The 13214-nt window shown below is 36.1% G+C and carries 14 protein-coding genes; 4 read left to right on the plus strand and 10 right to left on the minus strand.

The genetic code is table 11. From position 1 onward, the window contains the following. Positions 1-28: 28 nt before the first annotated feature. A complete protein-coding gene (locus tag F968_RS11225) occupies positions 29-934 on the plus strand; it encodes a DMT family transporter (protein ID WP_004793150.1) in 906 nt (301 codons plus the stop codon). Between the two features lie 56 nt (positions 935-990). Here F968_RS11225 and F968_RS11230 read toward each other — a convergent pair whose 3' ends face one another. Next, the gene (locus tag F968_RS11230) at positions 991-1926 is read right to left on the minus strand and encodes a dihydrodipicolinate synthase family protein (RefSeq protein WP_004793151.1); all 936 of its coding nucleotides are present in this window, start codon (positions 1924-1926) and stop codon (positions 991-993) included. A gap of 544 nt (positions 1927-2470) precedes the next feature. Here F968_RS11230 and F968_RS11235 point away from each other — a divergent pair. Next, positions 2471-3094, plus strand: coding sequence for a hypothetical protein (locus F968_RS11235; protein WP_004793153.1), 624 nt, complete (start codon positions 2471-2473; stop codon positions 3092-3094). A gap of 74 nt (positions 3095-3168) precedes the next feature. On the opposite strand, the gene F968_RS11240 is transcribed toward F968_RS11235, so the two are convergent. The 3 genes from F968_RS11240 to F968_RS11250 form a co-directional block, all read right to left on the minus strand. Then, positions 3169-3603: an I78 family peptidase inhibitor gene (locus F968_RS11240; RefSeq protein WP_004793154.1), complete on the minus strand. Its 435-nt coding sequence runs from the start codon at positions 3601-3603 to the stop codon at positions 3169-3171. A gap of 159 nt (positions 3604-3762) precedes the next feature. Beyond that, positions 3763-4230, minus strand: coding sequence for a redox-sensitive transcriptional activator SoxR (gene soxR, locus F968_RS11245; protein ID WP_081399172.1), 468 nt, complete (start codon positions 4228-4230; stop codon positions 3763-3765). 199 nt (positions 4231-4429) lie between these two features. Further along, entirely contained in the window at positions 4430-4723 is a 294-nt protein-coding gene (locus tag F968_RS11250) for a hypothetical protein (protein ID WP_004793158.1), read from the minus strand. Between the two features lie 439 nt (positions 4724-5162). On the opposite strand from F968_RS11250, the gene F968_RS11255 reads away from it, so the two are divergent. Continuing rightward, the gene (locus F968_RS11255; RefSeq protein ID WP_034596265.1) at positions 5163-5822 is read left to right on the plus strand and encodes an epoxyqueuosine reductase QueH; all 660 of its coding nucleotides are present in this window, start codon (positions 5163-5165) and stop codon (positions 5820-5822) included. 277 nt (positions 5823-6099) lie between these two features. On the opposite strand, the gene F968_RS11260 is transcribed toward F968_RS11255, so the two are convergent. Then, a complete protein-coding gene (locus tag F968_RS11260) occupies positions 6100-7578 on the minus strand; it encodes a MocR-like pyridoxine biosynthesis transcription factor PdxR (RefSeq protein ID WP_004793164.1) in 1479 nt (492 codons plus the stop codon). 111 nt (positions 7579-7689) lie between these two features. On the opposite strand from F968_RS11260, the gene F968_RS11265 reads away from it, so the two are divergent. Further along, positions 7690-8145 carry a GNAT family N-acetyltransferase gene (locus F968_RS11265; RefSeq protein WP_004793166.1) on the plus strand — a complete coding sequence of 152 codons (456 nt, stop codon included), beginning with the start codon at positions 7690-7692 and terminating at the stop codon, positions 8143-8145. 38 nt (positions 8146-8183) lie between these two features. On the opposite strand, the gene F968_RS11270 is transcribed toward F968_RS11265, so the two are convergent. The 5 genes from F968_RS11270 to tssK form a co-directional block, all read right to left on the minus strand. Beyond that, positions 8184-9341 (minus strand): winged helix-turn-helix domain-containing protein, encoded by a 1158-nt coding sequence (locus tag F968_RS11270; RefSeq protein WP_004793168.1) that lies wholly within the window; start codon positions 9339-9341, stop codon positions 8184-8186. Between the two features lie 77 nt (positions 9342-9418). Then, entirely contained in the window at positions 9419-10372 is a 954-nt protein-coding gene (locus F968_RS11275; RefSeq protein ID WP_004793171.1) for a M15 family metallopeptidase, read from the minus strand. A gap of 7 nt (positions 10373-10379) precedes the next feature. Continuing rightward, entirely contained in the window at positions 10380-11003 is a 624-nt protein-coding gene (locus F968_RS11280) for a hypothetical protein (RefSeq protein WP_004793173.1), read from the minus strand. Between the two features lie 12 nt (positions 11004-11015). Next, on the minus strand, positions 11016-11822 hold the full coding sequence (icmH, locus tag F968_RS11285; RefSeq protein ID WP_004793176.1) for a type IVB secretion system protein IcmH/DotU: 807 nt from the start codon (positions 11820-11822) through the stop codon (positions 11016-11018). Between the two features lie 17 nt (positions 11823-11839). Continuing rightward, positions 11840-13204, minus strand: coding sequence for a type VI secretion system baseplate subunit TssK (gene tssK, locus F968_RS11290; RefSeq protein WP_004793177.1), 1365 nt, complete (start codon positions 13202-13204; stop codon positions 11840-11842). Positions 13205-13214: the final 10 nt, after the last annotated feature.

Here is a 13214-nt window from a genome sequence, read left to right on the forward strand (position 1 = left end):
AAAACTTTTAAAGTTTGAGTCACTTCATATGAGTACGCCAACAGAAGCAAAATTTTCCCTGAATTATTATACGGGTTTCTTATCTGTACTATTTGCTGCTTTTCTATGGGGTACGGCAGGTACAGCTGCATCTTTTGCAAAAGGCATTAGTCCACTTGTAATTGCTACCATTTCCGTGGGCTTCGGTGGATTAATTCATACATTTTTAAGCTTAAAAGCCATTAAAAAAAATTACCAAAAACTATTTAACTATAAACCCCAAGTTTTTATTGCTGTCATTGTTTCAATTCTTTGTCCATTTGCATTTTATTCATCTGTCTCTTTGGCTGGTGTTTCTATTGGCACCGTAATTTCTATTGGCTGTGCGCCTTTGTTTTCAGTGCTTTTGGAATGGATTTTAGATAAACGAAAACTTTCGTTAAAATGGCTCATCAGTTTTATTCTCGGTTTTTTAGGCATTATTTTACTCTCTTATGCAGGAGATCATGCACAGCATCAAGTCGTGCAATCTGATCGTATTTTAGGGGTGTTTTTTGGCTTACTTTCTAGCCTGAGCTATGCAACATATTCTTGGATAATGAGAAACCTAATTCGCCAAGATGTCGACTCAAGAGCTGCCATGGGAGTGATTTTTGGTATCTCCGCAGTGCTGTTATTACCTACATTGTTGATTACTGCACAAAACCTTTTTGATTATCCAACTAACATTTGGGTTGCGATTTATATTCCGATTGTTCCTATGTTTTTAGGCTATTTATTTTTTAGCTTTGGTCTTAAACGAATTCCAGCAAGTCAGGCTATGACACTAGCTTTGGTGGAAATTCCTGTTGCAGCATTATTAGCAGTTGTTGTAGTGGGTGAAAGTTTAACAATGCATAGTTATTTAGGTTTAATTCTCATTTTCCTATGCGTTATTGTTTTGACCAAAAAGTAATTCATAGAAATAAAAAAAGAGGCTTAATTGTTAGCCTCTTTTTTATGGATACTTACTTAGATTTCAGCTGACCAGTTACGATACCACGTGCGGAATAACTCATACTGAGTTTCAACATATTTACGTTGCGATTCGCTCAATGCATCAGTCTCATTAAAGTGTAAGGTATATTCTTTATCACCGTTAAGTACCATTAAGTATTTATAGTAAAGAACAAGATCCGTTCCTTCGTCAAAAGAAGATAAAACTTCTAATGCGCTTGATAACTCTTGTGCTAAGCGACGGGCTTTTGCATCACCTGCTGCAGCTTTCTTACTAAGGTCAACCAACAGCAAAACTTCTTTAGGTAAAGCATTACCAATTCCTGTAATCGCACCAGTTGCATTACAGTTGACGAATCCATGGAAAACTTGAGTGTCTACACCAGCCATTAAGGTGACTGAATCATCTTGTGAAGTAATGAACTCAGCTGCGTAACGCATATCGGCAGCGCCACCAAATTCTTTAAAACCAATTAAGTTTGGAAACTCACGGCGTAATTCAAAAAATAAATCTGCACGAGTTGCAAATCCATAATATGGGCTATTGTAAATCACTGAAGGTAAGCTTGGAGCTGCTTTTAAAATGGCAGAAAAGTGAGCTTTTTGTGCAGTTGGTGATGCCCCGCGTGATAGTACACGTGGAATAACCATAAGCCCTTGTGCACCTACCTTTTCTGCATGAGCTGCATGAGAAACTGCTTCTTTTGAATTAACTGCACCAGTACCAACAATTGTTGGAATGCCAGCAGCAACAAGTCGTGCTACACCTTCTTGGCGTTGAGCTTCTGTCAGTAAAGGCCAATCACCCATAGAACCACAATACACTACCGCACTCATGCCCGCTTCAATCAGCTCATGCCCTTTTTTCACAAGCGCGTCAAAATCTGGCTCACGGTTAGGAGTACATGGGGTCATTAGCGCCGGGATACATCCTGTGAAGATATTACTCATAATTATTCCTCAGTAATACAAATAAAACTCTTGGTAGTCGTACTTTCGAGTTAATCCATCTCAAAAGTTATGGAATGGGATTAATAGCTGCTTAATCACTCTTCATATATCGTATACGATATACAACAAAAAGAATAGTCTTCCTTTCCAAATTCTTTACCGACGTAAAAATCCATATAAAACAAACATTAATTTTAATAATCGAATTAAAAAGCAAAATTTAACTCACTTTTTTTTTAAAAATTGAATCTAAAAAATTTATGGAATTTAAAAATTAGTGCTCAGTATAGAAATTAAATCCGAGTTTATAGGCGCTCAAAAAACAACCGTAGAACATTAGCCATTAGTCGCACCTCCCTATTTTTATTCATTTTTGCTGGTAAAGTGCTTTACATGGTTTGATACAACCTACTTAACTCAGATGCATAATTCACCTGTTCTTGCATCTGATGTTTTTCTGCCTCTAGTCCGCTAGAGGCTTTTTTTTATTATTGATTTAAATGCTGATATATTAAATTTCTATACATAATGAAAGACAAGAAAAATGGATCGAATTTTCAAATTAAGTATTTTAAGTTTTCCTGTTTTATTGTTAAGCGGTTGTATTGGCTGTTATAACCCGACAGGCTGTAATCGTGATGATTCCCCTTATTTCTATACAAAACAAATCACTCAAGTCAAAGGCGTAACAGTTCCTGTTGGAACAAAACTGGTTTATAAATCTCAAAAACCCAAACAGAAAGATGAGCAAACTGCACCACTTAAAGAAGAACATATAACAGGAATAAAGCTACCAAAAGATAGCGCTATGCTTTGGGGAGGAATGCCTACCAATCATCTCCTTCAATTTGCTAATTCCCAAATGCAGGGATTTACAGCCTACCGAGCACAAGAAGCTCCCGCTGTATATTCCAATCAATTTTTAAAACTCTGGAAAGAATGTGATAGCGATTTAGATGTTTCTATCAAAAATAAAAATGACTGGAGTTTTAATCCTTCAAATATGAAAATTATTGGATGCGGAATTAACTATCAAGAAAGAGCTTCATACAACACCAACAATCCAAGTCAAGATAAAGTTGATATTTTTCTCATCAAAATTAATCAGGCTTTACAACAACTGCCCCAACAAAAAGAGTATCCAGTCATTCATTATTCCCAAAATTAAAGTCATAAAAAAGCCTGCATCTCAGCAGGCTTTTTTACTTTAAGATTTGGTTTAACAAACTTTAATTAAACAAATTAACCACAAGTTGCCTGAGTAATTTTCTTAGAAGCAGGATCAATAGTAACTGTAACTCGGTTTGTACGATAATCCATTGTCATCGGTTGACCTGGAGCCACTTTACGCACAATTTCTGATTTAGTTTTTTGTTTAATTTGATCATCAGTCAGGCCAGATTGCCCCACTAATTTTTGAGCTTCTTCTGCTACACAGTTCGCTTGATTATCACGGAATAATTTCCATTCTTCAACGACTTGGCCATTTGGTAAATGACAATACCCAACCTGACCATTTGCTTCATTTCTAATTTCTAATTTGCCACCTTGTTCAACACAATATTGACTAGCTGGGTTTGGTGAACCAATTTTTGGTGGAGTTGAATCTTTATATTGTACAGACGAACAAGCCGTTAACGAAACAAGCGCTAAGCCAAGAAAGATCATTTTTTTCATAATTTTTTGCTTCTTACTAAAAAAACTAAAGATATCAAAAAAATTCATGTTCCATATGACTTGCTTACAATAAAAAACTCACTTGAATGTTCTAGCAAAATAAATTTAATTTATTGGAAATTAAGATATTCCCAATTAAAAGCCATTTTTTGAACTATTCTATTCAGGTCTTTCTAAAATCCGGGCCCCTGATCCGTCTTGTCCTAAAATATCTTCAGGATTTCTTAATGGACATTGCTCTAATGATAAGCAACCACAGCCAATGCACCAGTCCATTTCATCTCTTAAGCGAGTTAATTTTTGAATTCGATCATCCAAATTTTCTCGCCAATGACTCGATAAATCCTTCCATTGCTTAGCTGTTAATTTGCTACCAATCGGATATTGACTTAAAGCTTCTTTAATCTCATTTAAAGGAATACCTACCCTTTGAGCAACTTTGATAATCGCAATATATCTTAAAATAATTAAAGGATACCGACGTTGATTACCATTCGTTCTTATACTTTTTATAAGTCCTTTCGCTTCATAAAAATGAAGGGTTGAAACAGGAACCCCGCTCCTTTTTGCAACTTCACCCACAGTCAAAACGCGACTAGGGTCAGCTTTTTTATTTTCACTCATCACATTTGACCTCAACTTTACTTGAGGTTTATAAGAGTACGTCTTTGTTTTGTCAAATAAATAATGGTTGTTTTGTTATATGTTATGAGCCGCTTTTATCAAGTTATAGGTCTTATCTGTAAAAGTAAAAGATAAAAAATAGATCTGATGATTAATCCAGTTCAATCTATAAAATAACTTGCTATCAGTCAAATTTAAGTAATTAGTTTTGTAGAGTACTCGGACATCCACAAATCCAAAACATGTTGTAAACGAAAGGCATTGGAGCGCCTAAGGGATAGACTTTAATTTGCTCGATCTTATAAGTTTTTTTACGTGATTCAATGTGAAGTATATTATCGTGACGTGCAATCACAATTCCCTTTTTATATAATTTTTTCCTTTCATTCTTTGCGTCAAATTTATATACCAAAAAGTAAACTTTTTCTCCTACGCTAATCTTTGAATGATTAACCATAATGTAACCGTTACAATACTTACATTGCCAATCTTTCATATCTCAAATTATCACACGCTTAAATTAAAAAAAAACACTGAATTTTATAGTATAAATTTATTAAAGATATAAATCTAAAGAAATACTTTAATTGAAAAAATAAGGTTTATTTGTGACATATATCACAATAAAAACTTAAAATTATATTCAGATACATCAATCACTTATCAAAAAATATTTAAGGTTTATTATTTTTTAACATATAAAATCCACCCATAATCTATTTAATCATATAGTATATTTAACAATAACTTTAAGGTTAATTATAAAGATGACTTTAATATTTAATACAATATTTAATTCATTATATTTAGCTTAGTATTAAAAATATTAATAAATAACATTAAATTAATTTCACAGTAAGATTGAAAATAATTCATTTCACATTATATAAAAAATAAATATATAATGAATTGCATTACAATTTAATTTTTTTATTATGTCAACTCAACGTTTAAAATTAGAACTCCCATCTGGACACGATCAATTATTACTTCATTCTTGTTGCGCTCCTTGTTCAGGAGAAGTGATGGAAGCCTTGATTGACTCAGACATTAAATTTTCAATATTTTTTTATAATCCTAATATTCATCCAGTAAAAGAATATCTCATCCGTAAGGAGGAAAATATTCGTTTTGCCGAAAAGCATAATATCCCGTTTATTGATGCAGACTATGACACTGACAATTGGTTTGCTCGAGCAAAAGGTATGGAAGATGAACCCGAACGTGGTATTCGTTGCACCATGTGTTTCGATATGCGATTTGAACGAACTGCCCTTTACGCATATGAAAACGGCTTTAGTCTCATCAGTAGTTCGCTAGGAATTTCTCGCTGGAAAAATATGGCGCAAATCAATGACTGCGGAATTCGTGCTGCTGCGCCCTATCCTGAAATTCAGTACTGGGATTACAACTGGCGTAAAAACGGTGGCTCAAGCCGTATGATTGAAATCAGTAAACGAGAAGAGTTTTATCAACAAGAGTATTGTGGCTGTGTATATTCTTTAAGAGATACTAACCGCTGGCGTATGGGTAATGGGCGTGATCGTATTAAACTGGGTGTTAAGTTTTATAGTAATGCTATGGAAGAAGATTAATTTTTATTTCTCTTTAAGAATTAATTAAGTTATTCCGAACTATATTTATTTTTGATAAAAAAACGGCCACATCTGGAGAATGTGGCCAAAAGGTGTACTAAATAAGCTTTGATGTAGTTAGATTAATTGTGCTAGCTTAAAATAATATTAATTAAAATCAATTTTTAAAAATTTTAATAACATCTCTATTTTTATATAACCAATTGATCATCATAGAAATTCATATTCAAGCATTTAAAAAATGATTAATTTTATCTAAATAACAAAACCTAGGCTATTATTTTTCTTGTAAATAATGTGCAATTTTTTGAATGTTTTCAATAATTTCATTAGGTGTGTGAGCTGCATAGCCAAAAAGTACCGCGGCCTTTTTGTTTGGCATCTGACAATATCTTGACAATGGCTGAACAGCCAAGTTTAGAGCTGAACACTGATCAATAAATTCTTGCTCTGTCCACTTACCTTTTAACCAGCACACTGCATGGATACCTGAATCTGTAGGTTGAACACTAAGCACATCTGCAAGATGCTCATCAATCGCTTTAATCAATGCTTGTTGGCGCTCATAGCAAGCTTTTCGAACTTTGCGTACATGCCGAGCATAGTGACCTTTTTGTATAAATTGAGACAAAGCCACTTGCTCTAAATAAGAACTTCGAACATCGGTATAGTATTTTGCTGCACTAAAGGTTTCGATCAATGCTTCAGGCACAACCATAAATCCTAACCGAAACTCTGGAAACATCATTTTGGTAAAAGTACCAGAGTAAATAACTCTTTGCTGCTGATCTAAACCTTGTAGAGCTTGAATAGGATGTGTGCCATAGCGAAACTCACTATTATAGTCATCTTCAAAAATCCATTTCTCTTGTTGAGATGCCCAATCGAGTAACGAAAAACGGCGGGCGAGACTTAAGGTTCCACCTACAGGAAACTGATGTGAAGGCGCTGTATAGACCAGTTTGCTTTTTGAATAACGACGAATAATGTCTGAGACTTGCATTCCCTCTTCATCACTTTCAATTAAATTTACCTGTGCACCAAAACTTCGGAAAATATTAAAAGCAGCGTCATAACCTGGGTCATCTAAACACACCTCATCATTTGCTTGAAGTAAAGCATAGGCCGTTAAATGAATAGCTTGCTGCGTCCCATTTACGATAATAATTTGCTCTTCGTTGCAATTCAGCCCTCGGGTGGAGCGGACATATTCACAAATTGCCTGACGCAGAGGCAGATAGCCACGCGGGTCGTGAAATTGACCAAGTTGATAATACGACTGCCGCCAAGCTTGATTTAATAACTTTCCCCAAAGTTGATGAGGAAATAAATCAACACAACCTACACCCACATGGAACATTTTTTTCTTTTGACTTGACCACGACTGCTCTCGCCATGAGGTTAATAAAGCTTCAATATTCGGATTAATATTTAAGGATTGATGATTATTTTTAGACGTTTTTTTTGAATTTTCTTGAACATGTATTAACTGATCTGGCACAACCTCAGCAACATAGGTGCCCGAACTTGGTTTGGTAAATAAATATCCCTCATCAAGTAATCGTTCAAGAGCTGCCAATACAGAGTTTCTTGAAATTGACATCATCTCTGCTAGGGCACGACTTGAGGGTAATTTTGTTCCGGCAGATAGCCGTCCATCTAAAATAGCATCACGCAAAGCCGAATATAGCCCCTCTTTAATCTGCCCTTTTGGCAAAATCAAATGTGGAAACGATGCCGAAATCGAAGCTGCCATAATAAACTGGTACTTTAAAAAATATCAAAAGTGTACCTTATAAAAATACCACTATCAAAACTACACTTTAGTTGTCCATTTTCCATTACTTTAAAATAGAGTGTAATTATTATGCAAAATCAAGCTATTCAAATCATCCCTGTTCAACAGCAGGACTATTCACAATGGGAAAAATATTGGCTTGCTTATCAAAATTTTTATCTGGTAAATTTACCTCTTCATGTCACAAAAGTGACTTGGGAACGCTTTTTCGATGAAAATGAACCCGTTTATTGTGCTGTTGCCAAACAAGGCGAGCAAGTTTTGGGAATTGTGCATTATGTTATTCATCGTTCAACATGGGCAGAAAATAATTATTGTTATTTAGAAGACCTCTATGTTTCCCCTGAAGTTCGTGGACAACACATCGGTAAGCAACTGATTGAGTATGTGCAAAAGCAAGCAATTCAACACAACTGTGACCGTTTATATTGGCATACTCAAGAAACCAATGTAACAGCACAAAAGCTTTACGACTGGATTGCACAAAAACCAGGGATTATTGAATATCGTATGCCTTTGAACTAAAAAAGCAAAAACACCAAAAGCCAGAGTGCTTTTGGTGTTTAAATTTTAGTACGAATGAGCTTAATCACTTTGTTATTAATCGTTAAGCACTGGTTAAATGCTGCGAAACGTTTGAGCTCTTGATCTAGTTCAAAAAAGAAATGCTCTTTATCTTTGATTGTTTTTTCTAGATGCAAGCTAATCACTTCTAATTCTTTGATAGACCGATGTGCTTTACAATCTAGTCGGCCTACTAACTCATCTTGATAAAGTATAGGTAAGCAAAAATAGCCATATACCCGTTTAGCCGCTGGCACATAGCATTCAATCCGATAATCAAACTCAAATAAAGAAGTTAAGCGGTCACGATGAATAAGTGAGTTATCAAAAGGCGAAAGTATTTTTAAACCAAAATCAGTCTCCACTTTTTGTTCTATTGCAGCTACATCCACATATAGGGTTTGACCATCGGCAAGTTTAACCGCTGATACAACACCAGCATCAACCTGCTCTTTTAGCACAACACGCATAGCCTCTTTTAAATCATTTTTCTTTAAATGAACTAATTGCTTCCATGTAAATGCCCCATGTGCTCGAAGCGTATTATTAAATAAATACTGCGCATATTCATAAAGCGTAGGCATAGTTAAATCAATATTTTCAGGCAAGCAGCGCTCGGTCAAATCATAGACCTTTTCCATTCCGTTACGTTCACAGATCATCAGGTCACCCTGCATATATAACTGCTCAAAAGCACGACGGCCTGGTCCAGTATTCCACCAGTTTCCTAAACTCTTTTTATTATTCTTATCAATATCTCTTAATCGAATTTTACCTTCAGCACGAACACGCGCCAAAATTTCATTCATGAGCTGCTGATCGCCTCTATTAAAATAACGGCTTTCCCCTTTCCTAACAGACATCATAGCAGGCAGTGCATAGCGATAATCTTTCATAGGAAGATAAGAGGCGGCATGATACCAATATTCAAAAATCTGGCGCTCGCGTACCAAACTATTTAAATGATTTAAATCATAGTCAGGCACTCGGCTCCACAATATATGGTGATGAGCTCGCTCTACAACCGATATGGTATCAATCTGTACATATCCTAAATGCTCAATAGCCTGTAAAGTTCCATCCACACCTTTTGCAAATGGACTAGTTTTACCTAAGCCTTGATTAAATAGAGCCAAACGTTTTAAAGATGAAGTCATAGAAAGCTCAATGGGCTAATCACTGAATCAATTTTTATGTCCTGTATTCTAGGTTCTGTAAACATATTCTTCTCTTTTTAATTTATATCATTCAAACTTTCGGCAATCAGTTTTTCTGCCATTTCCTGTGTCTTTCTTAAGCCCGGCATACGGAACTCTGTATGACCATAATCTTGAATAGATTTCCAACGTCCGCCCCAGGTAAGCCCAACCGATTCAGCAACTTGCCCATATAAACGATAGCCCTGCATAGCCCAAGGGTCTCTTTCAGAAATAACCACTTTTCCATTTCGTTTAAAGGCGACATCTGCTGCCAGACCAAATTGATGATAACTCTGATACCCTTTTGCTCTTGTCGTGTTCGGATTACCTGCCAACATATTCTGACGCACAGGACTACGATATCCCTCTAATAGAACCAACTCATAACCATATTGTTCTTTCATGATTTTAAAAACCATGAGTAAACGCTGCTTATAACGGGGGTTCATTTTGCTCCATTTACGATCTACTAAACTGGTATCTAAAATAGCTCGCCCATCAAAACTCGTATTATCAATAGGTGAAGAATTAATGGTTCCACTATTTTGAGCAGAATATTGTTGCTCTAATTGTGTAGCCTCTACAATTGCGGCTTCAATTAGGCTTTCATCCACTTCTGGTGGTGGCGATAGTATTTCACCGTTCAAAAGCGCGTAGATTTGAGGATCTGTTTTTTTGAGATATTCAGCTTCAATTCGAGTTGAGCTAATAGGTCGAGTAAAAGCAAACACTAAAATACTGGCAAACAAGAAAAATCCTGCAATAACAATCCACCACTGCTGTAAATGCCAATGGGATTGCAGCTTTTCAGGTGCAGCTGCCTGATTCATTGTTTGAGCAAATTGTCTAACCTGATTAAGCTGTTTACGGCCTTGCGGCAGTAATGACAAAACAAAATCTTTGCTTCTCGTCCTTAGCTCATAAGACATTAAAAATGCTAAACCAATTGCTAAGCATGTAAAGCAAAAGAAAATGAGAAAAATCATCATTTGTTCATTAATTCACAGCAAAAGGACTTCGTGTAATTTTAATATCTACCGATGCTTTAGGTGGTTCAACCTCAGCTTCGGGTTCGGCTGGAGCTTTATTCTCAACAACAGGTTTAGCCTGTGCCACTTGTTGCTGCGGCGTTTTAGTCACTGGCTTTTGCTGAGCCGGCTGTACCTTCGGTTGAGCCGTTTTAGCTGCACCCGTCTGTAGTTGAGGCACAACCTGAACTTTCTTTTCACCCGTGAGCTGTTCGTCAAACGGAGAAACTCGCTGTTGATTGACAGTAGCAGGCTTATGCTGAGCAGGTTTAAAGATATTACTTAATTCATTATCTTTAGGTTGTTCAAAACCATCACGGCTCATTGAATCTGTTTCGTTGTCTTGACTGACAGCAACCTGATTTTGTTCATCAGAAGAATGAGCAGTTTCTTGATTTAAAATCTGTTCTTCTGTTGATTTACTCTCAATTGCTATTGATTCTGACGAATGCGGTTGAGACAAGAACAGGAATAGCGAGATGCTGACAAACACCCCGGCAATAACACCAATGACAATATAAAGTATTGGTGATTTCGGCTTTTTTTTATTCGATTGTAAAACTCGAATAGAAGTTGGTTTTTCCTGAGCCATTTCGTACCATCATCAAGGTAAATAAATTGTAATATGTGCTTGCTCTTGAGGAGCAGAAATCACATTTTGATAATTAGATAATGCTTTATCATTTTGATTATTCAGCATAAATCTTAACCCAGCAAAGGTAAGCAATGCAAAAATCAATAAAAAGATCAAAATCCAAAAGAAAGGTACTTCGCGATGAATAATATTTCGTATCTGATCGGGAATGGCCGAGAACGGCGAAAAGGCAACTTTTTTTCCTTTCAAATAGTCAATTTCGTCACCTACTCTTGATACTAAATGGTTGAGACTTTCCGTAGATTCGATTCGGTACTTACCCTGAAAACCTAATAAAAGGCAGTAATGAAATACTTCTAGAGCAGCTAGACGTTCTTTTCCACGGCTACGTAATTGCTCCAATATTTCAAAGAAGCGATAACCCGCTAACTGAGAACCAAACAAGCTCAATTGTAACGGGCTAATTAACCAAGCATTTTGCAAATTAAAATAACTAGGGTCTTGTTGCGTTACGATCGTTTCATCAATCAAAGCACAGAATGCATATTTAGCATCATGAATATCATCAGCTGAAAATTGTAACTTTTTAGCTTGCTGCTCAAATTGATTGAGTAAATTTAAGATTTTTTCACGAAACTGCTGAGCGTCTGCTGGCACATACTGATTTCGAATTAAAAAAACCAAATAAAAGCCGTCATGCAATAAATCAATAAGATTGATTGCCTGTAGTTTTGCTTGAGACTGGCTATTATTGTTCCCACCCGTTCCAATTTGTCCATCATCAAATAAAGAAGGAGCACCTGTGGATTGTGACATTTTTCTCTCCTTTACCCTTAAGCGTTCATAACCGCAATCAGTTCAATACTGATATCTTGGAAACCAGCTGGAACATAAATACAAATCGTTTCTGAATCTAACATGCGCTGATAAAGTTCATGATGTGGTTCAATCTCGAAATAGCTCACCCCAGAACGTACTGGTATTGCAGTTGGAACTTGAATTAAGTGATGCAATGGAATCGCAGGCAATGCAGCAACTACACGTTGTTCCACATCTAAAGTGCTACCGATCTTGAATCGTAAAGGCACAATCTGGATTAACTCATGTGTCTGCATTGCGCTACTTGATACTGCAATATAAAGTCGAGTATCTCGAGTAATCTTATCAGTCTCAAGACTTCCCACCCAATATGAAGGTCGGATTTCTTTAAGCGCAATGCTGATATAACGACTCGAAATAATCGTATCGAGTAAATCACGTAGAATCGTATCTAACTGAGTAAAACTTTCTTGTAAATTATGGTGTTTATAAGCAGGCAGCTGATCAACATCATAGGCTGTCGAGAAAGTTAATAATGAACCTGCTAAACGTAATAATTCGAAAAACAACCGTTCTGGATGGATTTGTGGATATTGCACAAAGTGATTTAAACCAGCGTGAGCTGTATTTAAAGCATTCACTAACCAGAAAGAAACGATATCACCGGAACGGAATTCAATTAATTTCTGTTCATTTTCTCGGTTATTGGTTTGAATCGTCTTAATTTTTGCCTTAATAACATTCAGAGTTCTTTTTAAGTTTGAAATGAGTGTTTCAGAGGCATCCACGTGCAAAATTGGTGGAATAAACTTTCGGTCAATTTCAAAAGCACCAGAGCTTTGACGTTTAATCTTTCCAATCGGCAGATATAAGAAACCATCCAGATTATGATCTGGATTACTATGCACATCTAATAATTTAAAAACAGCACGGCGGCGTAGCAAACTAATATCTGCTTCGGTAGCGTTAGTAAACAGATCATGCGTTTCGACAAGGTGGGATTGATATCTGCCCTTTTGTGCTTGGTTTTGATCAATTAGATTTTGCTTATTTGCTTGTAAGAGTGGTAATGCTAAATAAATTAGCATCTCACCCCGTAAATTAAGATCATCCAATAAAATTGGTTCAGGCAATAAATCATATGCAGGTGCCTGATAAATTTCACCGTCTTGCCAGATCATCTCGACAGACTCAAGAGCAAGAATATGTGTGCTCAATTGAGCCTCATCGAAACTTAATTTCTGAATACCATATGAAAAAGGTACGACCGCACGAACCGTATGATTCAAGCGTTGTTCATGGTAGGTATCTTGAATTTGGAAATGTTGAGGTCTTAAAAATAAACCTTCGCCCCAAAGGACTTTTTCAGCTTTAAACATATGTCTTTAC

The sequence above is a fragment of the Acinetobacter sp. NIPH 817 genome (assembly GCF_000368405.1).
GTDB lineage: Bacteria > Pseudomonadota > Gammaproteobacteria > Pseudomonadales > Moraxellaceae > Acinetobacter.

Excerpts from the sequence above, each read along its gene's own strand:
- F968_RS11225 (WP_004793150.1), top strand. The coding sequence starts at position 29 with ATGAGTACGCCAACAGAAGCAAAATTTTCCCTGAATTATTATACGGGT.
- F968_RS11230 (WP_004793151.1), bottom strand. The coding sequence starts at position 1,926 with ATGAGTAATATCTTCACAGGATGTATCCCGGCGCTAATGACCCCATGT.
- F968_RS11235 (WP_004793153.1), top strand. The coding sequence starts at position 2,471 with ATGGATCGAATTTTCAAATTAAGTATTTTAAGTTTTCCTGTTTTATTG.
- F968_RS11240 (WP_004793154.1), bottom strand. The coding sequence starts at position 3,603 with ATGAAAAAAATGATCTTTCTTGGCTTAGCGCTTGTTTCGTTAACGGCT.
- F968_RS11250 (WP_004793158.1), bottom strand. The coding sequence starts at position 4,723 with ATGAAAGATTGGCAATGTAAGTATTGTAACGGTTACATTATGGTTAAT.
- F968_RS11255 (WP_034596265.1), top strand. The coding sequence starts at position 5,163 with ATGTCAACTCAACGTTTAAAATTAGAACTCCCATCTGGACACGATCAA.
- F968_RS11260 (WP_004793164.1), bottom strand. The coding sequence starts at position 7,578 with ATGGCAGCTTCGATTTCGGCATCGTTTCCACATTTGATTTTGCCAAAA.
- F968_RS11265 (WP_004793166.1), top strand. The coding sequence starts at position 7,690 with ATGCAAAATCAAGCTATTCAAATCATCCCTGTTCAACAGCAGGACTAT.
- F968_RS11270 (WP_004793168.1), bottom strand. The coding sequence starts at position 9,341 with ATGACTTCATCTTTAAAACGTTTGGCTCTATTTAATCAAGGCTTAGGT.
- F968_RS11275 (WP_004793171.1), bottom strand. The coding sequence starts at position 10,372 with ATGATGATTTTTCTCATTTTCTTTTGCTTTACATGCTTAGCAATTGGT.
- F968_RS11280 (WP_004793173.1), bottom strand. The coding sequence starts at position 11,003 with ATGGCTCAGGAAAAACCAACTTCTATTCGAGTTTTACAATCGAATAAA.
- icmH (WP_004793176.1), bottom strand. The coding sequence starts at position 11,822 with ATGTCACAATCCACAGGTGCTCCTTCTTTATTTGATGATGGACAAATT.
- tssK (WP_004793177.1), bottom strand. The coding sequence starts at position 13,204 with ATGTTTAAAGCTGAAAAAGTCCTTTGGGGCGAAGGTTTATTTTTAAGA.